This window comes from Paludibaculum fermentans (assembly GCF_015277775.1).
GTDB classification, from domain to species: Bacteria; Acidobacteriota; Terriglobia; order Bryobacterales; family Bryobacteraceae; genus Paludibaculum; species Paludibaculum fermentans.
Map to the genome: position 1 here is coordinate 1009373 of NZ_CP063849.1, position 26254 is coordinate 1035626.

24 protein-coding genes are annotated in these 26254 nt (G+C 62.2%); 16 read left to right on the top strand and 8 right to left on the bottom strand.

The genetic code is table 11. From position 1 onward, the window contains the following. Nucleotides 1-215: 215 nt before the first annotated feature. On the bottom strand, nt 216-371 hold the full coding sequence (locus IRI77_RS04005; RefSeq protein WP_194450793.1) for a hypothetical protein: 156 nt from the start codon (nt 369-371) through the stop codon (nt 216-218). 380 nt (nt 372-751) lie between these two features. Further along, nucleotides 752-4021, bottom strand: a complete 3270-nt coding sequence (locus IRI77_RS04010; RefSeq protein ID WP_228486588.1) for a TonB-dependent receptor — start codon at nt 4019-4021, stop codon at nt 752-754. Nucleotides 4022-4231: 210 nt separating this feature from the next. Between IRI77_RS04010 and IRI77_RS04015 the strand changes: the two genes are divergently transcribed. Next, nucleotides 4232-5542, top strand: a complete 1311-nt coding sequence (locus IRI77_RS04015; RefSeq protein WP_194450795.1) for a hypothetical protein — start codon at nt 4232-4234, stop codon at nt 5540-5542. Between the two features lie 42 nt (nt 5543-5584). Here IRI77_RS04015 and IRI77_RS04020 read toward each other — a convergent pair whose 3' ends face one another. Further along, a complete protein-coding gene (locus tag IRI77_RS04020) occupies nt 5585-7531 on the bottom strand; it encodes a TolC family protein (RefSeq protein WP_194450796.1) in 1947 nt (648 codons plus the stop codon). A gap of 232 nt (nt 7532-7763) precedes the next feature. Here IRI77_RS04020 and pyrE point away from each other — a divergent pair, with 232 nt between their 5' ends. The 7 genes from pyrE to IRI77_RS04055 all read left to right on the top strand — a co-directional run bounded on the left by pyrE (nt 7764) and on the right by IRI77_RS04055 (nt 12556). Next, on the top strand, nt 7764-8357 hold the full coding sequence (pyrE, locus tag IRI77_RS04025; RefSeq protein WP_228486589.1) for an orotate phosphoribosyltransferase: 594 nt from the start codon (nt 7764-7766) through the stop codon (nt 8355-8357). Between the two features lie 7 nt (nt 8358-8364). After that, nucleotides 8365-9108, top strand: coding sequence for a tRNA pseudouridine(38-40) synthase TruA (truA, locus tag IRI77_RS04030; RefSeq protein WP_194450797.1), 744 nt, complete (start codon nt 8365-8367; stop codon nt 9106-9108). Nucleotides 9109-9110: 2 nt separating this feature from the next. Beyond that, complete coding sequence (locus IRI77_RS04035) at nt 9111-10052, top strand: nucleoside hydrolase (RefSeq protein ID WP_194450798.1); 942 nt, start codon at nt 9111-9113, stop codon at nt 10050-10052. Between the two features lie 33 nt (nt 10053-10085). Further along, complete coding sequence (locus IRI77_RS04040; RefSeq protein ID WP_194450799.1) at nt 10086-10505, top strand: DUF6677 family protein; 420 nt, start codon at nt 10086-10088, stop codon at nt 10503-10505. 4 nt (nt 10506-10509) lie between these two features. Then, entirely contained in the window at nt 10510-10695 is a 186-nt protein-coding gene (locus IRI77_RS04045; protein WP_194450800.1) for a hypothetical protein, read from the top strand. Nucleotides 10696-10963: 268 nt separating this feature from the next. Then, entirely contained in the window at nt 10964-11941 is a 978-nt protein-coding gene (locus tag IRI77_RS04050) for a hypothetical protein (protein WP_194450801.1), read from the top strand. A 63-nt stretch (nt 11942-12004) separates the two neighbouring features. Further along, nucleotides 12005-12556: a YkgJ family cysteine cluster protein gene (locus IRI77_RS04055; RefSeq protein ID WP_194450802.1), complete on the top strand. Its 552-nt coding sequence runs from the start codon at nt 12005-12007 to the stop codon at nt 12554-12556. Here the strand turns inward: IRI77_RS04055 and IRI77_RS04060 are convergent. From IRI77_RS04060 to IRI77_RS04070, 3 genes are read right to left on the bottom strand one after another with little or no spacing between them, the layout of a single operon-like run. Beyond that, on the bottom strand, nt 12522-13451 hold the full coding sequence (locus IRI77_RS04060; protein WP_194450803.1) for a hypothetical protein: 930 nt from the start codon (nt 13449-13451) through the stop codon (nt 12522-12524). The two genes, IRI77_RS04055 and IRI77_RS04060, sit on opposite strands and share 35 nt — an antisense overlap. A gap of 42 nt (nt 13452-13493) precedes the next feature. Further along, the gene (locus IRI77_RS04065) at nt 13494-16157 is read right to left on the bottom strand and encodes an ADOP family duplicated permease (protein ID WP_194450804.1); all 2664 of its coding nucleotides are present in this window, start codon (nt 16155-16157) and stop codon (nt 13494-13496) included. Next, nucleotides 16154-16507, bottom strand: coding sequence for a PadR family transcriptional regulator (locus IRI77_RS04070; protein WP_194450805.1), 354 nt, complete (start codon nt 16505-16507; stop codon nt 16154-16156). Before IRI77_RS04070 ends, IRI77_RS04065 begins: the two co-directional genes overlap by 4 nt. A gap of 116 nt (nt 16508-16623) precedes the next feature. Between IRI77_RS04070 and miaB the strand changes: the two genes are divergently transcribed. The 5 genes from miaB (at nt 16624) to IRI77_RS04095 (ending at nt 19467) form a co-directional block, all read left to right on the top strand. Further along, a complete protein-coding gene (gene miaB / locus IRI77_RS04075; protein ID WP_228486590.1) occupies nt 16624-17958 on the top strand; it encodes a tRNA (N6-isopentenyl adenosine(37)-C2)-methylthiotransferase MiaB in 1335 nt (444 codons plus the stop codon). Between the two features lie 16 nt (nt 17959-17974). Continuing rightward, nucleotides 17975-18460, top strand: coding sequence for a bifunctional nuclease family protein (locus tag IRI77_RS04080; protein WP_194450807.1), 486 nt, complete (start codon nt 17975-17977; stop codon nt 18458-18460). A 7-nt stretch (nt 18461-18467) separates the two neighbouring features. Then, the gene (locus IRI77_RS04085; protein ID WP_194450808.1) at nt 18468-18779 is read left to right on the top strand and encodes a hypothetical protein; all 312 of its coding nucleotides are present in this window, start codon (nt 18468-18470) and stop codon (nt 18777-18779) included. A 30-nt stretch (nt 18780-18809) separates the two neighbouring features. Continuing rightward, complete coding sequence (locus IRI77_RS04090) at nt 18810-19061, top strand: hypothetical protein (protein ID WP_194450809.1); 252 nt, start codon at nt 18810-18812, stop codon at nt 19059-19061. A 145-nt stretch (nt 19062-19206) separates the two neighbouring features. Beyond that, entirely contained in the window at nt 19207-19467 is a 261-nt protein-coding gene (locus tag IRI77_RS04095; protein ID WP_194450810.1) for a hypothetical protein, read from the top strand. A 152-nt stretch (nt 19468-19619) separates the two neighbouring features. Here IRI77_RS04095 and IRI77_RS04100 read toward each other — a convergent pair whose 3' ends face one another. Further along, on the bottom strand, nt 19620-21260 hold the full coding sequence (locus IRI77_RS04100) for a TIGR03118 family protein (protein ID WP_194450811.1): 1641 nt from the start codon (nt 21258-21260) through the stop codon (nt 19620-19622). Nucleotides 21261-21309: 49 nt separating this feature from the next. Here IRI77_RS04100 and IRI77_RS04105 point away from each other — a divergent pair, with 49 nt between their 5' ends. Continuing rightward, nucleotides 21310-21681, top strand: coding sequence for a hypothetical protein (locus tag IRI77_RS04105; protein ID WP_194450812.1), 372 nt, complete (start codon nt 21310-21312; stop codon nt 21679-21681). A gap of 74 nt (nt 21682-21755) precedes the next feature. Here IRI77_RS04105 and IRI77_RS04110 read toward each other — a convergent pair whose 3' ends face one another. Then, nucleotides 21756-23054 carry a tetratricopeptide repeat protein gene (locus IRI77_RS04110; RefSeq protein WP_194450813.1) on the bottom strand — a complete coding sequence of 433 codons (1299 nt, stop codon included), beginning with the start codon at nt 23052-23054 and terminating at the stop codon, nt 21756-21758. A 363-nt stretch (nt 23055-23417) separates the two neighbouring features. Here IRI77_RS04110 and IRI77_RS04115 point away from each other — a divergent pair, with 363 nt between their 5' ends. Beyond that, nucleotides 23418-24872 (top strand): sodium:solute symporter, encoded by a 1455-nt coding sequence (locus IRI77_RS04115; protein WP_194450814.1) that lies wholly within the window; start codon nt 23418-23420, stop codon nt 24870-24872. After that, nucleotides 24856-26220 (top strand): APC family permease, encoded by a 1365-nt coding sequence (locus IRI77_RS04120; RefSeq protein WP_194450815.1) that lies wholly within the window; start codon nt 24856-24858, stop codon nt 26218-26220. Before IRI77_RS04115 ends, IRI77_RS04120 begins: the two co-directional genes overlap by 17 nt. Nucleotides 26221-26254: the final 34 nt, after the last annotated feature.

Consider the following 26254-nt stretch of genomic DNA (forward strand, 5'->3'; position numbering starts at 1 on the left):
GCAAGCACTTTGGCGAGGTGAGCGGGTATGGAAAGGGAGCGCGGCGTCAGGTGCTGAGACGATTCAGTGCGCACGGGGCAGATTATCGGGGGATAGGTGGAAGCGGTTCTCGGTGGAACTGACTGTTGGGGCGCACACGCGCACCAGCGCTAATGTGTGGTGGCCCGCTGGCTGTGACAGAAGCGGCGCGCGGGTGCGGCGCGCGCCCATTCCAACTAGTTCGGCCGGGAGTTGACCCGGCGCACCCAGACTTCCAGTTGTTGCGCCTGGGCGGGCTCAACCACCTTGCTCTTGGCGTCTTCTTCTGACCCATGGACCACCAGGCGCAGCAGGCTCTGCTGGAACTTCATGATCGCTTCGAGATCTTTCACCGATTGCTCCATACTGCATTTCTCATCGGCCCATTCGCCCGGCTTGAATAGGGATTGTTGCTCCCCGCACCGAAAAAACTTTGAACTCAAGAAGCCGGCTGGGTGGGGAAACGAGGAAAGGTGGGGAACAGGGTTGGGGGAGGAGAGGAGTAGCAGTTCAGGGAAGTAGGAGACAACCGCGCTTCTTGAGTTCGCCCTGTGGATTCACAGTCCTTTCTAAAGCAGGCGTCGGACCAAATGCGATCCACGTAAACTCAAGCACTTACGCCGGGCACTCCGTCCCGTTTCGGAACTGGGTGTCAAAACGGAACCCGGAAATGCACACCGGCCCGGATGCCGTTGAACATCCGGGCCGGTTGGGTTTGTTCCGCAGCGGCAGTCTAGAACGTGAGCTTGGCGCCCAATTGCATGTTGCGGCCGCCGCCGGCTCCGGTGATGAAGCCGAAGTTCGCGTTCCCGAGCGTGGTGTTCGGGTTGTTGAACTGCGCGGTGTTCGTGATGCCGAACGATTCGGCGCGAATTTCCAGGCCCATGCGTTCAGAGATCCTGAAGATCTTGAAGAGCGAGAAATCCAGGTTGAAGAAGCCCGGTCCGCTGAAGTTGTTCCGGCCCAGGTTGCCGAAGACGCCGGTTTCCGGAGCCGCGAAACTGCCGGTGCTGAACCAGGGATTGCCCACGTTGATCCCGTGCAGGACTTCGATGGGCGCGATCTGATTCGGAGACTGGCTGTTGCCCGGAGCCGACAGGCCCGCGGCGCTGTAGCTGAAGTTCACAGGCATACCAGACATGAGAGTCAGGACGCCGTTGACCTTCCATCCGCCCAGGCCATGGGAGGCCCAGCCCGAGTTCAGGAAAGGGTGGCCCTTGCCGATGGGCAGTTCGTACACATAGCTCTGGACGAACGTGTGGGTACGATCCCAGTTGGTGCGGGCATAGTTGCGGCGGAAGTTGATGTAGTAAGCCGCACCGCCGTCGTCGCCGTCCTGGAACGCCATGCCCTTACCGTATGTGTACGCGGTGGTCATGGTGAGGCCAGTCTGGAAACGGCGGTCCAGTTTCACCTGCAGGGCATTGTACATGGAGGAGAAGCCGGCGAACAGCAGGTTGGTGGAGGCCGTGCGGCCGAACGGTCCAAACTGCGGCAGGCCGTTGTTCCCCTGGCCGACGACGGTGGCGGCGTTCAGGTTGTAGTTCAGGCCGGTGTTCACGCCGTGGTTGCCGACGTAGGTGACGTCGAGGGCGAGCTGCATCGGCAACTGGCGCTGGATGGCGAAGTTCCAACTGATGACGTGGGGATTCTTGTAGCCCGGATTCACGACGAAATAGGCCTGATTCTTGTCGGGGTTCGTGATGATTCCGCTATCCGGGATGGGCACCTGGATGGGGGCAGGGAAGCCCTTCTGGAAGGTGGCGACGGAGCCGTCCGGCAGGATCGCCGGACCGTAGCTAGCCACGGCCGGGTTGAACGAATTGTTGGCGCGCACCGGGTAGTTGTAGGCGTAGCTGTTGTCCGGGAAGGGCGTGTAGCTGATGCCGGAGCCGGCGCGGATGACCGTCCTGTCGTTGAGACGGTAAGCGATGCCGAGGCGGGGCGCGAAGTAGTCCTTGTGGTTGGTGATGCCCAGATTCATCGGGACGCTGCCGTAACCGGCGACCGAGAGGGTGTTCTTGTACGGGTCGTAGTTCGAGAAGCCGCCCTTAAACCGCGGCGTGGCCGGGGGATAGAGTTCCCAGCGGAGGCCGATATTGACGGTCAGCTTGGGGGTGACCAGCCAGCGGTCCTGGAGAAAGAAGAACGACTGCCAGGCGCGGTAGGCCGGGAAGTAGGTGGCCAGGTCGCGGCCGGCGGAACTGGGCACGTCCAGCAGGAAGCTGGCCATGTTGTTCATAAAGCTGGTCTTGGCGCCTGGGATGGAGGTTTGGCCGTCGCCGAAGTTGTAGACGCCGCGCGGGCTGAACGTCTGCATCTGCAGCAAATCGTCACGAACGCGGCGGATGTCGGCGCCCCATTTGATCGTGTGGTTGCCCAACGTCTTGGTCCAGGTGTTGGCAATGTCGATGTTGGCTTCGGCGCGCTTCCAGGGGAGGCTGGCGCTGTAGCCTACCAACGGGTTGCTGTATCCGTTGTTCAAATTGATGCCAACCAGGCCGCTGGAGTAGGCGTCGATGTTGACGCCGGGAATCCCCAGCGCTTCGGACGACTTGGTGCCGAAGTCGGCGTTCTGGGCATCGTTCCGGTAGTGGGCCACGCCCACGCGGAATTCGGAGACCAGGGTGGTGGAGAAGACCCGGTTGTAGTTCAGTCCGGCGCTATAGGTGCGCTGGATGCCGGTGCCGGCGAAGGCGCTCTGGGCCGCGCCGCCGGCCGCGCCGAAGGCAGGGGCCTGGAAAACCACAGGCCGGGCGAAGCTGAAGCGGCCGCTGAGGCGGTCTTTATCCGACTTGTTGTAGTCCATCTTCCAGTCGAGGGAATCGGTGTCCTTGGTGAAGGGCAGCAGGCCGAACCAGTTGTTGGTGTCGCCTGCTGAGGTCGGGGCCGGGACCAAGCCCAGGATCTTGGCGGAGATGGGGTTGATGCGGCTGGTGGGGATGACGTTGTTGGTAAACGGGACGCGGCCCGTGCCGTCGGCATTGCCGGTGGCCGGGTCGTAAATCGGCGTAGTGGAACGGCTTAGGTCGCCCGTGCGAAGGTCCGCGGCTGGAATGTTCAAGCGGTTGGTGTTCGCCTGGTGATCGGTGATTCTCAGATAGTCGCCGAAATAGAACAGCTTGTTCTTGATGATGGCTCCGCCGGCATTGCCGCCGAAGTAGTTGTAAGCCTGGTGGCCCACCGAGGTATCGAAGAAATTGCGGGCGTTCAGCGCGCTGTTGCGCATGAAGTAATAGGCCGCGCCGTGCAGTTCGTTCGTGCCCGACTTGAGCATCACGTTCGTGACGGCGCCGGCCGCGCGGCCCAGTTCCGCGTCAAAGTTGCTGGTCGCCACGTCGACGTTCTGGATGGCTTCGATTGGTGGAATATAGACCTGCAGCAGGCCCGTGCGCTCGTTATTGTCGATGCCCTCGATCTGGTAGTTGTTGCCCATGCGCATCTGCCCGTTGACCTGCGTTTGCAGGGAACTGGCGGCATTGAAGAACTGCGAGTGCTGGAACGACGCGCGGCTGGTGCCGGGCACCAGGTTCAACAGATTCTGGAAGTTACGGTTCGTGCCCAGGGGCAGGTTTTCCGTCTGCACGGCCGACATCTGGCTGCCCGTGGTCGCCGTTTCCGTCTGGAGCAGGGCGGCCTGGGCAGAGACTTCGATGGTTTCGGAGACGTTGCCGGGTTGCAGGACCAGATCGACGCGGGCCGTGGTATTCACCTGGAGGGTGACTCCCGTCCGGGTTACCTTCTTGAAGCCTGTGACCTCGCTGGTCACACTGTAGGTGCCTGGCGGCAGGTCGGGGTAGTTGTAATTGCCGCTGTCATTGGTCGTCGCCGTTTTGGTGACGCCGGTATTGGTTTCGGTCAAAGTGACTTTGACGTTGGGAACGGACGCTCCGCTCGCGTCTGTTACGGTGCCCAGCAGGGTGCCGTTCACGGCTTGCGCTACAAGCGTCAAGGTGGCGGCTACAAACATGACAAGAAGGGCTGCAATCGTTCTGGACTTCAAATCCGACCCCTTTGATGAACGTGGACTAACTTGTATATTTACCCGGGCCAAGTCAGTCATTCCAGAAGCCCGCCCGTCAATTCTGCACCGACTGGCCCGTCAGTTGGCGTTTAACCGGTTTGCTAACGGCACGCTACGTTGTTGAAAGGTAAGGCGATCTTTGGAAATTGCTGCAAAACGGTTAAGGTGTTAGCATTGCTGAGGCGTAACATGGCACAGAAGGCCACCCCAGATCCGGTGCCGTCCTCCGCAAGCTCCAATGCCGCGTCGCCCGACGCCGAGGTGCTCTTCGAGTTGCGCCAGGTTCTGGAGAGCTCGGAATTCGCCGGCTCCGAGCGTGGACGGACGCTACTGGTTTACCTGGTTGAGAATGCCCTCAGCGGCGGCTTGGAGCGGCTGAAGGAAAGGACGATCGGAATCGAGATCTTCGGCCGCGATGCATCCTACGATACTGGCCAGGATGCGATTGTGCGGGTCTCGGCGAACAGCGTGCGAAAACGGCTGCAGGCCTATTACAGCCGGGTCCCCGCTGCCAGCCGAGTCCGGATTGTCCTGCCCGCCGGCACCTATGTCCCTGAATTTCAGCGTGTTGTAGAGGAACCGGTGGACGTGCCCGGGCCCGCGGAGGTCCCCCAAGGCCCGACTGCCCGGCCGCCCAATGCTTTCCTCTCCAAGATGCGGCTGAGCTTCGCCCTTGTAGTACTGGTGTTGGCTTGCGCCGTGCTCGGCTATCAGAACTGGAAGTTTCGATCGGCCGTTGCGGTGTCGGTCCGCCCGGATGTGCTCCCCTGGTCGGGTTTCGCCGGCCGTGCCGATGCGGGCATTATCCTCACCGACGCGAACTTCACGCTGCATAAGTCGTTCAGCCATCGGGAAATGACGCTCGCCGAATACTCGAGCCTCGACTGGCTGTACGAGCTGAAGGCACAGGCGCCGGCGATGCTTCCGCTGAGCGGGGTACCCTACACGAGCGTCGCCAGCGCGGTCACCGCCTCGAGGATCGCGATCCTCCTCGATCGCTGGGGCGTCACGTCGTTTGTCCGTTCCGCGCGGAACATGCAGGTGGACGACTTCAAGGAAGACCGGCCGATGATCCTGCTGGGCAGTGCTCCGTCCAATCCGTGGGTGGAGCTGATCCATGACCGCCTGAATTTCCACGTCAGCGTGGATGTTGTGCGTGGAATGCAACTAGTGCTGAACCGGTCACCGCGCCAGGGCGAACAGGCGTCCTACGTCCCGACAGCGCAGAATCAGACCGCGGGAGTCGCCTATGCCGTGGTGGCCTTGATGCCCAATCTGGCCAACAAGGGACCGATTCTGCTGATCGCCGGCACGAACGCCAACGCGACACAAGCGGCGGGGGAGTTTTTGACGGACCTGCCGTTGCTGAGGTCTGAACTGGCGGGGCGGAAGATTCTGCCAGGGCGGAAGGTACAGAAGATGGAGTTGTTGCTGAGGGTGGACTGCATGAATTCGGGGGCCAGCCGCTCAGAAGTCGTCGCTCATCGCTTGACTCCCTAGCAACCGGCCCCCGTCGACAGGCCCGAGGAGGTAGGCCGAGGTCTAATTCTGCGGAGTTGTGATGGGCCGCGAGCTCTTGCCGATCCGCGCTTCGCTCACTTCCACCTTGTACTTGCTCAGGATCTGAGCAGTCGCCAGATCCAATTGTACTCGCGCACGGCTGTAGCCCGCCAGTGCGGATACTTCGGTGCCCTGTGCCTGTGCCAGGTCGCGTTGTGTCTGAACCACCAGGAACGCCGTCGAGGCGCCCAGGGCGTACTTCTTGTTCTCCGCGTCCAGCGTCTGCTGCTGCAGGACGCGCGCCTTCACGGCCGAGTCATACCGGGCCTTGGCCTGGATGACCGCGATCTGGGCGTTCTGGACGTTCACCCGGATGTCGTTGATCTGCCGTTGGGCGTTGATCTCCTGCTGGCGTAGCGAGAGGGTATCGCGGACGTAGTCGGCTTTGGCCGTGCGGTTCCGGATGGGTACGTTCAAGCTGAAGGCGATGGAATAGTCAGGAAAGTTGCGCCGGAACAACTGGGAGAGGGCTGTGCTGTAACCACCCTGGAAGAAGGGATCCACATTGTGTACAACGGGGTCCTGCCCTGCCGGGGCGGGCACTGTGTTGGCGGGACCAGCTAAGCCATTGTTCGTCGCCGTGGCCTGCACCTGCAGCGAGGGCAGCAGGGCGTTGCGGCTGCCGTTCAAACCAATCTTAGTGTTGTCGATGTTGATCTGGGTCTGGGCCACATCCGGCCGCTCCCTAAGCGCGGTCTCGACGAGTTGCTTTAGGTCGATGGCCAGGTCGATGGTCGGCTGAATCAGCGTGTCGGTGGGGACAATGCGGGCCTCGGAAAGGCTGGGGCTCGCCACGCCGGTGCGGCTGAGCGCGCTCTTGACGATGGTCTCCTGCTGCAGCAGCGACGTCTCTGAGTTCGTCAGATCCTGCTGCGCCTGGGCGACGTTGGCCTCGGCGCGTACGATTTCGATGGGCGCCAGGGTGCCGATTTCTACCTGTTTCTTGTTGTCCTCATAGAACTTCTGGGCGACTTCAAGGGCCTTCTTCTTCACCTTGAGGTCCTCGCTGTAGCTCACCAGGTCCCAATAGAGGTTCACCACGCCCGCGACGGTGGTCATCACCTGCTGTTTGAAGGTGAGATCCGAGAGGCGGATGTTGTTCTTGGCGACACGAATGTTGCGGTTGTTCACCGCCAGGCCCCATCCCTGCAGCAGGTTTTGCGTGATCTGCAGGGTCATATTGGGGTTCCAGCCGGGGTTGATGTCGCTGCGATAGTTGTTGGACTTGAACCAGGTGTTGTTCCAGCCGTAGCTCATCGTGGTGCCGGACAGAAACGACTGCTGGTAACCGGCGCTCCAATAGCGGGAGTCCGAGATCAGGGCCGTCGTACCGGTGGTGACCGTGTTCGACTGCGGTGAGGAGCGGTGGCCGAACTGGCTGGAGAAATAGAACGACGGGTCAAGATTCGGAATCGAAGTGCCGGTCTGTGTGATCACGGCGCCGCCGGCGCTGGAGGTAGTGCTCGAACTCGCGGTCGTGGCGGTGGTGCCGCCGGTCGCGCCGCCGGTCACCTGCGACTGGGCGGAGCCGGAGGTGCTGCTGACCGCTGTCGGAACACCGCGCAACAGACCGCCGGCCTGGGCGCGCAGCAAATCCGCTTGCGCCAACTGAGGCGTATAGCGCTGAAGCTCGAGATCCAGGTTGTTCTCCAGGGCGAGTGCGATCACATCGTCCAGCCCGAGATAAATCTTGCCTCCCTTGATCAGGGACTCCAGGCGGCTCGAGTTCTGCAGGTTGATAGGGTCGACAACGGCCTGCTTGTAGTCGCGGATGAAAAACGGACCCTTGGCCGTCGGAAACGTCGAAAAGTCGGTCTTCACACCCGCGGACGCGGGCGTTCCCGGCGCCTGCGGAGCCTGGGCCAGGCTGGCTGGTGCAATCATGAGCGCCGAGAGGAACACGGCGAGAATCGGTCGGATCAAATTCATCTTGAGAACTTCCTGCTTTGTATGGATGCTCGGCTTATTGCGTTTTTAGGTCAAAACTCTAGAACGCTGCTGACGAGGCGGATGTTCCTGCAAAATCAACTTCATGGTAGCGCAGGGACGCCCCGGGAAGCCCTACTCCGGAGATGAAATGTGTCCGCTTCCGGACAGACTGTAGCGATGGTGGGACGAATCACACTCACCCGGGGGGCTCCAATGTTAGACTATTCGCGAAGTGGCACTCTCTCCTGAATCCCTCCTGGACATTTTCCGCCAGACCGGCGCGTACTTGAAAGGACACTTCCGGCTGACCAGTGGGTTACACTCCCCCGAATATTTGCAATGCGCCCTGGTGCTGCAGCACCCCAACCATGCCGAGACCTGCGGCCGGGAACTGGCCGCGGCGATCAAGGCCCTCACCGGAACATCTTCCGTGGATGTTGTTGTATCTCCAGCGATGGGCGGCCTGATGATCGGCCATGAAGTGGCGCGGGCCTTCGGGGTCCGGCATATCTTCACGGAACGGGATACAGATCGAAAGATGACTCTCCGTCGAGGGTTCTCGCTGCAGCCCGGAGAAAGGGCTGTCGTCATCGAGGACGTGATCACCACCGGCGGCAGCACCCTGGAAGTGGTGGAACTGCTGAAGGCGGCCGGCGCTGAAGTGGTGGCGGCCGGCTCAGTGATCGACCGCAGTGGCGGCAAAGCGGATGTCAGTGTCCCTCGCGCCGCTTTGGTGACGCTGAATGTGACCGCCTACAATCCGGCCGAATGCCCGCTGTGCGAGCAGGGTTTGCCGGTGGTGAAGCCCGGCTCGCGCCCTTCCTGAGCCGGCCATGCGCCGCATCCGCATCACCGTCGCCTACGATGGCACGGAGTTTCACGGCTGGCAGGTCCAGCCCGGCCTACCCACCATACAGGGCTGGTTGGAACAGATTCTCACCGGTATTGAGAGCGCGCCCGTGCAGGTTCACGGCAGCGGCCGGACTGACGCCGGTGTCCATGCGATCGCGCAGGTGGCCGCGTTCGACCTGAAAAATCCGATTCCGTGCGACAACTTGCGCAAAGCGGTCAACCGGTTGCTGCCGCGCTCCATTCGCGTGACTTCCGTGGAAGAGGCGGCGGCCGATTTTCATCCGCGCTTCCAGGCCAAAGAGAAGACCTATGAGTACAGGATCTGGCGGGAGGAGATCTGTCCGCCCATGCGCCGTCTGTATGTCTTCCACCATCCCTATCTCCTGAATGAAGAGGCGATCCGGGCCGCGGCGCCGCTGCTGGAGGGGGAGCACGACTTCACGGCCTTTGCCGCCGCCGATGAGAAAGATGAGCTCGGGCGCTCGAAGGTGCGGCGGATCTTTGCCTCCGCGGTGTGGCGCGAGGGCGGGGAACTGGTGTATCGTGTGCGCGGTAGCGGCTTTTTGAAGCACATGGTCCGCATGATCATGGGCACGCTGCTGGAGGTGGGCAAGGGCAACCTGACCGAGGCCGATCTGCTGGCCCGCCTGCAACCCGGCTATCCGGCCAAATCGGGACCCGCCGTCCCGGCATCCGGCCTCTGTCTGATGAATGTGGAGTATTGACCATGAAACGTAAGCTCGCCGTTCTGTTTCTTGCCGCCGCGATGGCATTGAGCGCGGCTCCGCCCATCCCGGTGATCTTCGATACCGACATGGGCAACGACATCGACGACGCACTGGCGCTGGCGATGCTCCATAGCCTGGAGTCGCGCGGCGAGATCAGGCTGGTCGCCGTCACCGTGACCAAGGACAATCCGTGGGCTCCGCGTTTTGTGAGTGCCGTGAATACGTTCTATGGTCGGGCGGGCATCCCCATCGGGATGGTGAAGAACGGCGTCACGAAGGAGGAGGGCAACTACCTGCGCAAATCCATCGATGGGGGCCGCTATCCGTTCAGCAACCAGACTGAGGACGCGGTGGAACTGCTGAAGAAGACCCTCAGCGCCCAACCGGACGGCAGCGTCGTCGTCATTCAGGTGGGCTTCTCCACGAATCTGGCCCGACTGCTGGCATCGCCGGGCGGACGCGAGCTGGCCGCGAAGAAGGTGAAGCTGCTTTCGCTGATGGCGGGAGATTTTACGAACCACGGGCCCGAGTACAACGTTAAGGAAGATGTGCCCAGCGCGAAGAAACTGGTGGCCGACTGGCCGACGCTGACGGTGTGGAGCGGCTACGAGATCGGGCAGACGATCAAGTTCCCGGCGCGCTCCATCAGCAACGACTTCGCGTGGTCGGCGAAGAATCCGGTGGTGGACGGGTATAAGAACTACATGAAGTTTCCCTACGACCGCGAGACGTGGGATCTGACGGCCGTGCTGGCCGCGCTGCGCCCCGATGCGGGCTACTTCACGCTGTCCCAGCCCGGCCGCATCGCTGTTGACGACAAAGGGATGACGAAGTTCCAGCCGTCGGTGGGCGGACGCGACAGATATTTGATCGTCAACGACTTACAGCGGGCGAGGGTGTTGGAAGCGCTGGTCTGGCTGGCTACGCAACCGGTTCACTAAAGAGGTCATGTTAGGCTGATAGAGACACTCCCTATGAGCGAAAAGGTCATGAGTCCGTACCCGGCGATGCCGCCGATCACGAAGTGGCTGCCCGTTGTCGCAGTCGCCTGGCTGGTGCCGGGCGGCGGCCATTTTCTACTGAAGAAGACCTATCGCGGCGCCATCCTCTGCGGCTGTTCCGTCATCATGTTCCTGCTGGGACTCACGATGCGCGGCTACATGTTCCAGCCCATGACAGGCGACCTGCTCACGACCATCATCTATGTGGGCGGCTTTCTGGCGGATCTGTCCAACGGCGTGCTGTACATCCTGACGAAGATGTTCGGTTATTCCGCGCCCGACATCGCGGGGCATACGGTGGACTATGGCACCAAGTTCCTGGTGGCGGCCGGGCTCTTCAATGTTCTGGCCGTGGTCGACGCGTTCGAAATCGCCGTGGGACGGAAGGACTAGCAGCATGCCGAAGATCAACCTCTCCCACTTCGAAGCCACCATGCTCTTCGCTTTGTTCACGAGCGCCGTGCTGGGCGTGGTGACAAAGAAGACCGACAAGGAACGCCTGCGTTATGGCCTGACGTCGTTCGGCTGGTTTGCCGCGACTGTCTTTGGCCTGGGCTGGCTGATGTTCCTCGGCCACAGATAGACAGATTCAAGGTGGCCTCCGAAAGTGGGGCTGGTCCTCGCCTGGTTCTTGGGCGCGCATTTCGCTATCCCGAAGAGCTTTAGTCCGGCTTCGCGCAGAAGCAATCTGCCCGCCCCGCGGTGCGCGCGATTCGGCGGAATGTGGTACGCCGAATGGGCGGCGACATCGAGATGATTGCGCACAAATCCTGAAGGTCGTAGGATGGGGTTTCGTTGCGGATCTAGTGCAAATCCGGAGCCTGTGTCTCGGAATCAGGCGGAAACCAGTGATGCACCGGTGGAATTCCTTCCCGCTCGCGGCCGCGGCGGCCTTCCTTACCCTGAGCCTTGCATCCGAGGCAGACGCGCAGATTCTGGCGAGCCAGCCGGAGTTGTGCGGGCACCGTGAAGCCGGCGCAATTGCGCCTCCCGGCATCACGACGGTGCCGGACGAGAGCAGCGGCACGCAAGTCACGATGCAACTGGCCAAATCCGTTGTCACGATCCATCTGCCGGGCGTCGGCAGGGTGGAACAGGTGTGCCCGAATATCGCTGGCAAAACTCTGTTGTTTGGACGCGTGACCGAAATCTCCTTCGAGATTTACATCGTCGATTCATCCGATGGGCGCGTGCTGGACAAGGTCCTTGCCACCACGCCCGCGATCTCTCCGGATCAGCATTGGCTGGCCTATCGAGCCTTCTGGCCGCGGTTCAGCGACCTTGAGCCCTCCGAAGAGTACCTGCTCTACGACCTGACCGGCGATGCGGCAAGGAACACGGCGGTAGGCATGGAGGCCGACCTCTACTCCGGTCGGGGTTTCGTGTTGTACCCTCGCGTCGCGGACGGCAAGCCCTTCTCGCACGCCGGGCTTCCGCCCGCTTTGACCCATGTGTTTCGCGCGGATGCTTTGCGCTGGTCGGAGGATAGCAAGTCGCTTGTCTTCGCCGACTCCGTCGAGGATAGGCTGAGCGTGGTCATGGTGAGTATCGGGAAAACGAACCGGGACCTCACACAACGGACTATGGCGGTCACCCGAGCCCAAGTCTGCGGCGATTCAAAGGACTGGGACGCGATGGAGGAGCGCCCCTTCTTGACATTGTCAGCAGTGGCTCGATCCGGTCGCCGCATCGCGCTGGACTTTCGGACGCTTGACCATACTTGTCCTGACAAATCGGTGCTGGTCTCCGAGGATGAGTTCCAGGACGCATTGATGGAGACACCTGCGCCACCTTCACGGGAAGGACGGGTACCGGTGAAACTGAACTGACTTGGTGATCCGGCGGGCAGATTGTTGTCCGCCTGCCCTGCTTCGACAGGTGTACCCTGAAACTTGGTCACCGACCTGGTGCAGATCCGGAGTCTGGCTGACGCGAAAGAGAGCGAGAACACCGAGTTTCGACGCTTCCTGCGCCATCACCATGTCCCTGACCAGGTCTTCTACAACGTTGCCGTCGAAATCGAACATTTCATCGACTGCCGGGCCTGCGCCAACTGCTGCCGGCAGACGCGCGTCAATGTGACGGAGCCGGAGATTGCCCGCATCGCGGCCTTCCTGAACGATCCGGTGGAGACCGACCTGCACGAGTATGTGGAAGAGGATCCGGTCGAACACCGGCTGATGCTGCGCCAGGAAAACGACGCCTGCGTGTTTCTGGATGGCAACTTATGCCTGATCTACGAGGCGCGTCCGGATGCCTGCCACAACTTTCCTCACGTCGACGCGCATGGCTCGACTTTGGGGAGCAGGATGTCGTCAGTCGTCCGGAATGCCTGGATCTGCCCCATCCTCTACAACGCGCTGGAGGAACATAAGCACCGCACCGGCTGGCATCACCACAAAGCGCAGTTTACTGGCACTTTCCCTGGCACACCGTCTCACTGATCTTCTGCAGCGGACCCAACTCCTTCGTGCTGTTCACGGAAGGGCGCTGCACAGCGAAGACCTGCACCACGCTGCCGTCGCCGCTCTGCTTCGACGTGAAGACCTGTTTCTCGCGCAACTGCATGGCGCTGCTGTCGGGAATCGCGCGGCCCGGTGCCGCCGGTCCGAAGACGTCCACTTCGCGCTTCTCCGTGCCATCCGCCTGCTTGGAGACTCGGGCCACGGTCTGCCGCGCCAGTTTCAGGCTGCCCGATGTGGCGGATTCATACTCGTCCACCTGCTCCTGCTGGACGCCGCCCTCCGTCTTTGACCGCACCACCTTGCGGCCCGCCTCGGAGAACCGGCCATTGGCGTCCCGCGTATACACGGTCTCGTCCCGCTCGCTGGAGGTCTTCTCCGTCGTCTCCTGGGCTACGCGGCGTTCGACGCGTTCAAAGCCGCCATTGATGGTATTGCGCTCGACCTCGGTCTCAGTCACGGCCGTATTGCCGGATTTGCGGGTCGAACTCACTGTGCGTTCCGCCGGCTGGAGATTGCCGTTGAGGTCGCCGCGGTAAACCGTCGACTTTTCCACTGCCGTGCCGTCAGCGCGGGTTTCTGTCTCGGTCACCACTTTTTCCGGAGGCAGGGGATTGCCGGTCACATCGTAGCGCCTGACCGTGCGCTCCACCACCCGCACTCCGCCCTCATTTTTGACGACCTTCTCTTCCACTTTCTCGATGGGCACGCTGCGCCCGTTCAGGTTGCGCTGGGTCTGGGCCGTGCGTCCGTCTCCGGCCTGGCTTTGAGACCAGTCGACGCGATGTCCATTGATGTCGTAGACCGCGGTGGTCGACTGGCTCTGCTGCGCCAACAGGGCCGCCGGCAACGCGAGTAGGAACGCAATGGTCCTCATGTCCTGATTATCGGCTGAAGGCGCGCCCGCCTTTATGGGGGCCTATTCTTCGCGTAGGGCCCGCAGTGGATCGACCCGCCCGGCGCGGATCGAAGGCGCCAGCATCGAGAGCGCGGCGGAGCCCAGCAGCAGCACCAACACCCACCCGTAGAGGCGCCCATCCCAGGGCCCCATCCCCATCTGTTGAGTGAAGCGCGACAACAGCTTCACCAGGCCCGCGGCAAACGGCAGGCCGGCCACCAGGCCCACCACCACGGGCTTTAACCCCGCCTTCATCATCAGCGATGACACCTCGCCCGCCTTCGCGCCCAGCGCCAGCCGGATGCCCAACTCGCGGGTCCTCTGGCTTACCGTGAACGCCAGCACTCCGTAGATTCCGATCATCGCCAGCACCACGGCCAGCCCGCTGATTGCCGCCACCACGCCGGCCAGCGGCTTCAGTGCCGCGAGCAGCTCCTCATAGACCAGCGTCAGCGTCTGCGTCCCCCGCATCAGGCCCGGCTCGGACTTCAGCCGCAACTCCTGTAGCGCGCGCTCCAATGCTGCCCCCTCGCCGCTGAATCGGGTGAGCAGAAACGTCCGTTCGCGCCCCAGCGCTACGGGTAGATAGACCACATTCGGGCTCTCGGTCGGGATGGGCCCCGTGGAGGCCACCACGCCGATCACCTGCGCCCGGATCCGTCCGCCCGGCTGCTCCACTTCCAGCCGCTGACCCAGCGGATCCACTCCAGGGAAGAACGCCTGCGCCGCCTCCTGCGCCAGCACCGCCGGCCAGACCTCGGCGCTGGTCCACTCCAACTCCGCCGGAGAGAACGTGCGGCCCAAGCGCAGAGGCAGGCCCATCGCCGGGAAGTAGCCGGCATCGGTCAACCGCGCGGCGCCGCTCCGTCGGGAGCCATCCGGCAGCACGACTTCGCGCCGGTGAGCCCCGCGCATCGGCAGGCCATCGGCAAACGAGACCACCTGGACCCCCGGCAGCACGGCCACCCGCCGCCGCAACTCGTCCTGTGTCCGCAGCGCCCGGGCCGCATCGTACGACTCCGAACGGAACCACAGATCCGTCACCATCAGGGTATCCGGCCGGAACTGGCTGCCCATCTCGCGCACCGATTCCACCGTGCGCAGCAGCAGCCCCGAGCCCAGCAGCAGCACCAGGCTCGCCGCCACCTGCACCGACACCAGCCAGCCGCGGAATCTTCGCCGCCCTGACCACACCGACCCCGTGCCCTTCAGCGACGAGTAGATGTCCAGTTTCACGGATTCGAACGCTGGAGCCATTCCCGCCAGCAGTCCGGCCAGCAGCGCCGCCGCCGCCGTATAGCCCAGGATTCTCAGATCCAAACGGAACTCCGGCGCCAGGATCGGACGCTGCGGAGCGGGAATGATGATCGCCAGCAACGGCGGCACTCGCAGTGCCAGCCACAGGCTCAAGGCGCCCGCGCCCGCCGCCAGCAGCACGCTCTCTGTGAAGAGTTGCCGCAGCAACCGCCCGCGGCCCGCCCCCAGGCTCAGCCGCACCGCCACTTCCCGCTGCCGCACTGCCGCCCGCGACAGCAGCAGCGAGGCCACGTTGGAGCAGGCGATCAGCAGCACCAGCGCCATCGCCGCCTGCAAGAGGGGCAGGATCAGCATCAGCTTGGGACGCAGGAACGGCCGCTGTACCATCGAACCGTCCGTCACCAGCACATCCATCGACTCGCGCGGATTCTGCGTATCGAATTGCCGCGCCACTGCATTCAGCTCCTCATGCAGCTGCCGCAGGTTCGCACCCGGCTTCATCCGGCCCACCACTTCCAGCCACCGGGTGGTGTGAAACAGCCCCGCGTCCGAGCCCAACAGGCGTTGGAACGATAGCGGCGCGACGAAATCGGCCGCGCCCATGGCGCGATTGTCGAAGGACTCCGGCAGCACGCCGATGACGGTCAGCGTTCGCCCCTCCAGACGCACCTTCTGGCCCAGCACCCCGGCATCGGCACGAAACGTCTGCCTCCACCGCCGTTCCCCGATCAGCGCCACGGAGCCGTCGCCCGCCGGCGCGCATTCCTCCTGCGTGAACCACCGCCCCAACAACGGCTGCCGTACCCCTACCACGCTCATGGCGTCGTAGGAGACAAGTTTCACCTGCGTCCGATTGGCCGTCGTGTCATTGGCTTCATAGGCCGGGTGCCACTCGCTCCAGCCCGCCAGTTGGACCAGTGACGGCGCCTGGCTCCGATACGCCAGGAATTCGTCATACGAGACCCCGCGATCGCCCTCCTGCGCCCACTGTCCGTTCGGTGGCGCCACCAGCTTCTGCGGGTAAAACTGGACAAACCCCCGGCCGTCCACCTCCGCCTGGCCATCCAGCATGACCGTGTTCAGGAAGGTGAAGACACTGGTGTTCGCCCCAATCCCCAACGCCAGCGTCCCAATGGCCGCCGCGGCGAAGCCCGGGTTCCGCCGCCAGCCCCGCAGGGCATACTGGATGTCCTGCCACGCCGACTCCACCAGCGGCCAGCCCCGCTGGTCCTGGTTCGCCTCTTTCAATGAGTCGACGCCGCCCAGCTTCAGCCGGGCCGCCCGCCGCGCATCCCGCTCACTCAGCCCCCTCGCCTGGTACTCGTCCGTCAACATTGCGAGGTGAGCGGCCAGTTCCTCGTCGAACTCCGCGTCCAGGCGGCGCTTGCCCCACAGCGCCAGCAACTTCGCCAACAGCAACTTCCTCATGCCGGTCCACCCCCCTTCAGGGCAAACAGTTTCGCCATCACATCCGACAGCCGCTGCCAGTTGTGGGTTTCGCTGGCGAGTTGGTTGCGCCCGTCCTCGCTGATGGAATAGAACTTGGCCTTGCGTTTGTTGTCGGATTCACCCCACTCCGAACTGATCCAGCCGCGCTGCTCGAGGCGCACCAGCGATGCGTAGATCGTCCCTTGATTCAATAGGATAGAGTCGCCGCTCACCTGTTCGATGCGGCGTGCGATGCCGTAGCCGTGCAGCCGCCCGAGGGCGAGCAGGGTCTGCAGGACCATCAGGTCGAGGGTCCCCTGTAACAGTTCCAGACGTTCCGGTTCCGACATCGTGCTGTCTCCTTTGGGATGACCACATATATGCCATAATTCCTGTGGTGTGTCCACAGGAATTATGAGACATGGGGGAATCTGACAGAAAACGCTACAATTGTTGGATAGGGGCTATGAAAAGCTTTTACCTCGAAACCTTCGGCTGCCAGATGAATGTCCATGACTCCGAGAAAGTCATCGGCACACTGGAGCAGCGTGGCTACGCTCAGGTCGACACCGCCGATGCGGCTGACCTCGTGCTGTATAACACCTGCAGTATCCGTGACAAAGCCGAGCAGAAGGTCTTCCACCGCCTGCAGGAAGGCAAGCGGGTCAAGGGCAAGGTTTTTGGTGTCCTCGGCTGTGTCGCCCAGCAGGAGGGCGAGAAGATCTTCGAGCGCGCTCCGCATGTCAGCCTGGTGGTCGGTTCAGCCAGCTATACAAAGCTGGGTGAACTCCTGGTGCGGATCGAAGCGGGCGAGCGCAAGGTGACCGGCCTGAGCCTGGACACTGAAGACACGTTCGAAACACCCCTCACCCGCCGCGACAACCCGCACCGCGCCTACATCACGATCATCGAAGGCTGCGACAAGAGCTGCGCCTACTGCGTCGTCCCCTTCACTCGCGGACCTGAGCGCAGCCGCACTTCGCAGAGCGTGATCGACGAGACCGCGAAGCTCGCCTCGAGCGGCTATTCCGAGATCCAGCTATTGGGCCAGAACGTCAACAGCTACCGGGACCCTTCGCCGGCGGGCTGGGACTTCGCGCGCCTGCTGGAGGCCGTGGGCAGCGTGCCGGGCATCCGCCGCGTGCGCTTCACGACGTCCCATCCGCGCGATTTCGTGAAAGAGATCATCGACGCCATCGACCGTACGGAGACGCTCTGCAACCAGGTGCACCTGCCCGTCCAGAGCGGCTCGTCGCGCGTGCTGGCGGCCATGCAGCGGCAATACACACGCGATCAGTACATGCAGCGCATCGAGTGGATGAAGAACGCGAAGCGCGACATCGCCATCTCGACGGACATCATCGTAGGCTTCCCTGGTGAGACCGACGAGGATTTCGAGCATACCCTCCACCTGCTGGACGAGGTGGAGTACGACAGCATTTTCAGCTTCAAGTATTCGCAGCGGCCCAATACGCCGGCGCTGAAGCTCGAGGACCAGATCCCCGAGGAAGAGAAGAGCCGGCGGCTCACCATCCTGCAGGAACGCCAGCGCGCCATCCAGATGCGGCGCAACACCAACCTGGTGGGCGGGCGGCAGGAGGTGCTGGTGGAGGGTTCCAACAGCTCCACCGGGCAGTGGATCGGCCGCACGTCGCAGAACCGGATCCTGAATTTCACCACCGCGCCGCGTCCGGATGGCACGGTGATTCCGCGTGAGCGGATGATCGGCAACTACCTGCCGGTGCGGGTCACGCGCGCGGGTCCGAACTCTCTGGTGGGCGAATGTGCTATAGCGGTGTAAGGAAGGCGGGACTCCAATGGAAGTCGAGATGAAGATTCGCGGGCTGATGATGGACCCTGTCACCAATATGCCCATCGTGATTCTCAAGGATGCCAATGGCGGGCAGATCCTGCCCATCTGGGTTGGGATTTACGAAGCCAACGCCATCGCCCTGGAGATCGAAAAGGTGAGCACCCCGCGTCCCATGACCCACGACCTGATCAAGAACGTGCTGCTGGGGCTCGAAACAGGAGTCCGCAAAGTTGTTGTGAGCGAGCTGCGCGACGACACGTTCTACGCCGTCATCTGGCTGGAACGCGACGGCGAAATCATCAGCATCGATTCGCGTCCCAGCGACGCCCTGGCCCTCGCACTGCGGCTGGACTGCCCCATCTATGTAGAGGAGCAGGTCCTCAAGACTTCGAAAAGCACGGCCAATGTCTCCGATAAGGTGACCAATGAGGAACTCCGGCGCTGGCTGGAAGGGCTCAACGACGAGGACTTCGGGCGCTATAAAATGTAGGTTTTCCGTGACCCCGGACATCCTGATTCAACTGGAAAAGCTGGCGGCCGCGGGTATCGAAATTATCCCCACGCCGCAAACCCCATCGCATTTCGTCTTCTCGCGCGACGGCTGCGTGGTGCTGGTGGAGCGCCGTGGCGAAGGTTTCGGCTCCATCGGTTCACCTGGCTTACTGAGCGAAAAGGGTGGATTTGCGGCCCTCGTGGACAGGGCGGGGCAGGCGTGGTTCGTCGCCAAGGGCGAAGAACGCCCGGCCCAACCAGGCGAAGCCGAAGCCGCCCGCAGGCTTTTTACAGATCTGAAGTCAGCTTTGCGCTAACATCCGTCCTTTTCCACCGTATTACTAGGTGTGAAGAGACAAACACAGTTCGGAACCGGCGCCCCGATGGCGACGCTCGCTGTGCTCGCTCTCGTCCTGTCCGGCATGGGTGCTCTTTCGCCGTTGCGTGCATTGCCCGCGACGGCTCAGCGCTTCGTCTGTTACATGACCGCCCTGGACCAGAGCGGCCAGCATCTCAGCCTGTGGGACAAAGTTACCTACAGCCTGGTGCTCTCGGGACCCAATCCCAAGCAACCCAACCCCACGCAGGCCCGCATCTGAAGAACGGCCGTTGAAATCCGGCCGGCGGTGCGGCGTCTCCACGAACTGGCAGGTCTGCGTGTGTGCAGGCCTGCCGTTCCTATAATTTACAGATCCTTACGTTCGCTGGAGTGCCCGTTCGATGGATTCGCTCGTCTTACGTGTTGTGAGAAGAAATAAACAGTTCGGAAAAAGCACTCCGGTGGTCGCATCGGCCGCGCTGGCTCTCACCCTGCTTGGCCTGGCCGCGATCTCGCCTGTCAGGGCGCTGCCTATCACCGCCCAGCGTTTCATCTCCTACATGAGCGCCATCAACAAAAGCGGGCAGACGCTGAGCCTTTCGGACAAGATCACTTACAGCCTGATTCTCTCCGGTCCCAATCCGAAACAGGTGAGGCCCGTCCGGCCCGCCGTTGGCCGAATCTAGCCGGCTCGGTCCGCGCCAGCCAATCGTCTTCGAAATCCGTCCGCGGGGCTGCACCCGACGCAAAAAGGCCGGCGTACGCGCTGAAAGAGTCTCAAGCGCGTGCGCCGGCCGCAGGGATCAGGGTGGATCTCTCTAACCACCCCAATCACAGACTAAGGCAGAGCCGTGATGGAGCCGAAGACTCCGTGGTCGCCCTTGGCGCCGGATGGGCCGCCCGAAACGGCTGCTGTGAAATACAGTGTGTTAGCGTCTCCACCACTGCGTCCGTTGCCGAATGTGAGGCCCCAGAGGCCCTCCAGGGCCACAGGAGTGCCGTCCCGGTAGGAAAGCATCCCCACAGGCTTGCCGCTCGTCATATCGAACGCGTTGATGCGCCCGTCGCCAAAGTTGCCCACCAGCAGGGTGTTGCTGTAATCCCCGAAGAACGCTGGCGCGATGGCCATGCCCCAGGGTGAGTTCAGTACGCCGCCGGTCACCAACCGCTGCTGGAAGTTGCCGTCCAGGTCGAACACACTGATGATGCCGTTGCCGTCGCCCGGAACATCCTGCGTCTTCGCCTCGTTCTGCTTCGCATAGGCCACGAAGAGCCGCTTGCCGAAGCGCTGAATGTTGAACGGAGCATAGCCCGCCGGCAGGTTGGGATCCTTGAAGCCTCCGGGAGCCGGCACGGCCTGATAGGTGTAGTCGAACACGTCGATATTGCCGGAGCTGAAATTCGGAGCGTAGAGCATCGGTCCACTGCTGCCGACGCCCATCGCCAGGCCCTTGTAGACGGCGCCGGAGTTGTCGACTTTCAGCACCGCGTTGCCCGGATCCACATCCCGGTTCCAGCCCGCGATGCCGCCGTTCTCGGTGGAGAAGATGAACGCCGCCGGTTTGCCGCTGCCCACTTCAAAGCCCGCGGTACCGTTCCAGATCTGGCCCGTCGGACGGCCTGGCCCGTTCCTGCCCGCGCCATTCGGAACTTTCACGATTAGGGGATTCGCCGCCGGCGCCGGGGCGCCATTGGTGTCGTAGACGGTGGCCGTGCCGCTGCCCGCATTGGAGATCCAGAAAGGCGACGTCGGGCTCAGGGCGATGGCCCACGGGTCTTTCAGATTGGGATCGACGCGCTCGCCCCAGCCGCCCGTCAGGTCGGAGGTCATGTGGCGTACGTCGTAGGCGGTAGAGGGCACTTGCAAGCCGCCGCCGTTGCCGGTGGCTTCCGTGATGCTCAGGCTGCTGGTGTAGATGTGGTCGCCTTGCGGCGTGCCGCTGTTGTTGGCGGCGTTGCCCGCCACGTAGAACGTGACTGCACCGGAACCGGCGGGCGGCGCCGTCCAGTCGAGTTCGAAGTCTACCCCATTGGGTGTACCCGGGCGGGTGCCTGCCGCGACATGCTCGGCGAACTGCACAGGCGTGGCGGGAGAACAGGGTTTCGGTGTTCCGGCGACGCTGCCGTCGCACAGGACGCGGGCGTTGCCGTCGACATTGTTCAAGTCTCCGGCCTGTCCGTTTACAGGCTCTGAGGCTAGACGGGCGGTGAGTTCAAAGCCCCAGCGGGACTGTTCGGGATCCCGGACCTGAACCAGAAGCCTGTAGGTCGCGCCTGGCTTGTAAGAGGTACCGCCGGGGTAGACTACCCTGACTGAACCGCTGAACGAATTCAAAGTGCCCGCGTGGCACTGTGTGCAGGCGAGCGGATTGTCACCGGGCGCTCCCGTAAAGCGCACCCGCGGTCCGCTGCTGAATGCGCTGGCCGGCAGTGCGGCCAGGGCCAGGCAGAAAATCCCGGTACCCAGAAATCTCTTCATTAACACCCTCCAGTTGGAACTGTCGGGATGAGACACCGGGGCGCGCGGTATGGAACAGATTATTGCGCGGGCAGCCTTGCCGTGGTCCCCCTTGGCTGGTTTTACAGATCTTAAAGTCCAGCCCTCGGACTTCGCGCGCTGTTTCAGCGTCGTAGAAGATGTGAGCAGGCCAATACAGTTCGGAAATTCTACTCCGGTGCTTGCCGGCGCCGTACTGGTCATGGCCTCCTTGGGGCTGGGGGCGATCGAACCGGTGCGGGCGCTGCCTGCAACCGCGCAACGTTTCTTTTCCTACATGCACGCGATCGGGCGGAGCGGCCAAAAAATGGGTTTCTGGGACCGGGTGACTTACAGCCTGATTCTTTCCGGGCCGAATCCACGGCAACCTCGACCGCCCTCCGCCGCGCAGGTGAGGCTGTGATTGAGATCAAAAAGTAAAAGGGCGAACCCACGCGGGGCCCGCCCTTCTCAACATCAAACCAGCTAGCGAAGCGTCTACTTCTTCGGTGCGGCCTTCTTCGCCGGGGCCGCCTTGCGGGCGGACGGCGCGGGAGGAGCGGGCAAACCGGAGACGTCCTTCGGCTCGACTTCGATCGTCAGGTTGAACGGCTCCGGCGTGAACGCCGAGGCAGCTCCACTGAACTCGAGTTCCAGGCCGGGATCCGGGCAGACCGCCAGGGGGTTCTCAAACAGGAGCGTCACTTCGCTCATGTCGGCGGAACTGATCCCGAGCACGATCTTCTTCGCCTTCTTGGGCGCATCGCAGCTGACAACCTTGCCCTTGAACTTCTCCACCTTCGTCCCGCCGACGTCCACGCCGCCGGGAATCGCCGCATTCTTCAGGGTCGAATCGAAGTAAGCCGCGCCATTTTCGGCGGAGAGGCTGTGCTTGATGCTGATCCACAGAGCCAGTGTCGGGTTGGTCTTCTTCAGCTCTTCTTCCTGCTTGATCAGCAGTTCATCCTTCGATTCCAGCTTGAAGCCGTCGGGGGGAATCGGGCTGGCCTTCGCCTTCGCGATGACGTCATCCATGCCGTTGGTGTCGCCATGGAAGTTCTTGTAGTTATTCTCGAATGATTTCCGGAGTTGATCGCGAGTCTGTTGGGGAAAGGCACCCGCGCCTTCGTATACCGCAGCGCGGCAGAAATGGAAGAGCGCTACACCCTGCCGTTCCAGCTTCTTGGTGCGCAGATTCGCCGTGCCGGCCCAGGCCGAGGCCTGCGCATCGCCCGGATTCCGCTTCAGCGCTTCCAGAAGTTCCTTGTCGGCTTCTTCATACTGCTTCCTCTGCAGGGCAACCCAGCCGAGTGTGCGGTAAGCAACGGATTCCGTGCCGGTCCGCTGCTGCTTCCACTGATCGTCTGTCGCCTGTGCAGGCTTGCGGGCCGGACTGAAAGTATCGTCCATCAGGCCCAACATCGTCTTCGCCGCCTTCTCCCCGGCATCGAGAGCCGGATCGGAGGTGTCGTTCATGCTGATCGTCAGCAGGTTCACCCAAACCAACGCCTGAACCGCCTTCGGGTTCGCGGCCAGCCACGCCTTGGACGTCTCCAGCATGCCCTTGGCATTGCCCAGGGCCTGGTAGGTTCCGACCAGCAGCTCATAGCGGCCTTCCTTGAAGTCAGAAGTGGGATATTTCTGCTCCCAGCTCTGAATCAAGCCCAGCTTGGTTTGAGCATTGGTCTCTTTCTTGATCGATTCGACTAGGTCGTATTCGGCTCGATCCTTCCACTGCGGCGCAGCCGCCTGGCCCCAGAGGGTAAGACCAAGCAGCGAAGCCGTAGCGACTCCCACAACTGCACGTTTCCATGAAAACAGCACCACATGCCTCCTAAAGGTCGGGTCAGATGCAATCCTTGCAGGCTCCGGGCCACGACTGGGAACCCTGCTCGCCCACCAGCTTCGCAATTGCGGAGTATAGCCGAAGGGCTGATTCAGCCGCAAGCCTGAGAACCAGGCCGTTAAACTCATCATCATAGTACTGACTGCCGGTTAGATGCTGACGGTTCCTAAATTGTTCCCGCCCGCGGCTTTCCACACTATCAAATGCGCAGGCACAATGGATGGCCACCTTTCGCCTGGCAGGCCGCGGCCGGCGGGACGGCCCTGGCGGCCGATCCCGCTTCCAGGCCCAATGTGAGAATCTGGTAACTCATCATGCGGTACTTCGACCTGGCGGTCATCGTCTTGTATCTCATCGGGATCACTTGGTTTGGCTCCCGTTTCAAGGAGTCGCAGAAGAGCTTGCGCGACTACTTCCTGGGCGGGCGCAATACTCCCTGGTGGGCGATCGGCTTCTCCATCGTGTCGGCGGAAACCAGCACCCTTACCGTCATCGGCACTCCTGCCCTGTCCTACTACGGAAATTTCGGCTTCCTCCAGGTGGTTTTGGGCTACCTTCTTGCCCGGATCTTTATCTCCACATTGTTCCTGCCCCACTACTTTCGAGGCGAACTCTTTACCGCCTATGAGCTCATGGAGCGCCGCTTCGGTCCCCGCCTCCGCAAGCTGACCGCGGGTACTTTCCTCCTCCTTCGCGCCCTCGCCGAGGGCGTGCGCGTCTTCGCCATCTCTATCGTGGTTTCCATCATCCTGGGCACCGGAGAGGTGGCTTCCATTGTCCTGATCGTCTGCCTGACGCTGTTTTATACATTTGAAGGCGGCATGACCGCCGTCATCTGGACCGATGTGGTTCAGATGGTTCTCTACGTCGGCGGAGCGATCGTCAGCCTCTTTGTCATCCTCGGGAAGATCCCGGGCGGCTGGCCCGAGGTGTGGCAGGCGGCCGATACCGCGGGCAAACTGCACATCTTCGACTTCCATTTCGCCTGGACCATGGAGTTCTTCAAGCAGCCCTACTCTTTCTGGGCCGGCTTCCTGGGCGGCTGCTTCCTCACCACGGCCAGCCACGGTACGGAACAACTGATGGTGCAGCGGCTCCTCTCCGCCCGCAACGAGCGCGAGAGCCGACTCGCCCTCTTCTCCAGTTGGATTGTCATTCTCTTCCAATTCACGCTCTTTCTCGTGATCGGCCTGATCCTCTGGGTCTACTACGGCAATACCGGCCAAGTGCCCCCGAAACCGGCTGACCGCATCTACCCGCAGTTCATCTGGAACTCCCTGCCTGTCGGGGTCGCCGGTCTCGTCATCGCCGCCATCCTCGCCGCGGCCATGTCCAACCTCAGCGCGGCCCTCAACGCCCTGGCGTCGACCACGATCATGGATTTCTACCGTGTCATGCGCCCGGGCCGCCAGGAATCCTCTTATTTGCGCCTCGCCAAATGGGCCACTGTCGCCTGGGGCGGCGTCCTGTTTGTAATCGGTTTGCTCGCCCGCAGCGTGAGCAGTGTGCTGGAAGCCGGTCTCGGCATCGCATCCATCCTCTACGGCGCGCTGCTGGGTGTGTTCCTGTTGGGCGTTTTGACGAAGAACGTCCGCGAACGAGCAGCGATGATCGGTATGACCGCTGGCCTTGCGGTCAATCTCTATATTAAATTTGCTACACCCGTTGCCTGGACCTGGTACGTGCTCATCGGCACCATCGTTACCGCGGGCACCGCTTTGATCGCATCTTGGATTCTCAGGGAGAAATCGATTGGCACAACTGCGTAGGGATCTGGGCCTCTGGGGCGCTGCCTCCATCGTCGTCGGTACCGTAATCGGCAGCGGAATTTTCCTCGTGCCGAAGACAATGATCCAGCAGGTGGGCGACCCCTGGATGCTCTTCGCCGTTTGGATTTTCGGCGGCATCCTCTCCCTGGCCGGCGCGCTCACCTATGCCGAACTCGCCGCGATGCTGCCGGAAGCGGGCGGCGAGTACAACTACTTAAGCGAAGCGTACGGGCCGTTCTGGGGCTTTCTCTATGGCTGGACGCAGATGTGGGTAGCCAAAAGCGGCTCCATTGCCACTCTGGCCACCGGCTTCTATCTCTACCTGGCCAATTTCCGCCCCGAACTCGGCGTCACGGCGTTCGTCATCCCCCTGCCACTCGGCGAAAACTTCGCCCCTCTGGAAGTCCGCACCGGACAACTGTTCGCCATTGCGCTGATTCTGGCCCTGGCCGTGCTGAATTGGTTCGGGGTCAAGGTGGGCGGCGGCGTGCAGATCGGCGTCACCATCCTGAAAGTCGGCCTGATTGGCGGCATTATTGGTGTTGGAATCTTCGGCAGCTCCGGACCGAATGCGGGCGGGGCCTTCGTCGGCGCTACCGGCGGAACAGCCGGGTTTTTCGCCGCCCTCGTCGCCGCGCTCTGGGCTTACGACGGCTGGAACAATGTGAGCATGGTCTCCAGCGAGGTGAAGAATCCTCAACGAAATCTGCCGCTGGCCCTGATTTATGGCACGTTCGCCGTAGTTGCCATTTATCTGGCGACCAACTTCGCCTACTTCCATGTGCTGAACGCCAACGAGGTGGGGCATTCAGACCGTGTAGCCGCCACCATGATGCACCGCGTCCTGGGCAACTGGGGCGCCAACGCCGTCTCGATTGCGGCCATGGTCTCGATTTTCGCCGCTCTCAACGGCTCGATCCTCACTGGATCCCGTGTGCCGTACGCCCTGGCCCGCGACGGCTATTTCTTCCGCCGCTTCGCCGCGGTCAACGAAGCCCATCGCACGCCGGGCTTCTCGATACTGGCCCTGAGCGGCTGGTCGTGCGTCCTGTTGCTCAGCGGCCGCTACGACCAATTGCTGAATCTGGTGATCTTTCCCAGTTGGATTCTGTACGGCATGGCGACGGCGGCGGTCATTGTTCTGCGCCGGAAGCGGCCCGATCTGCACCGGCCCTACCGAACTCTCGGATATCCCGTGGTACCGGTTCTATTTGTACTGGTGGCGGTCCTGCTTTTGTATTTCACGCTGCGGAATTCGCCGCGGGAATCCATCCTCGGCCTCGTTTTGATTGCTGCCGGTTTCCCTTTTTACCGTCACTGGAAACGACAGCTCGCCAAGGGCCACTGAAACCCTCCCGTCGTGCCATCTTTTGAAGTTCTGT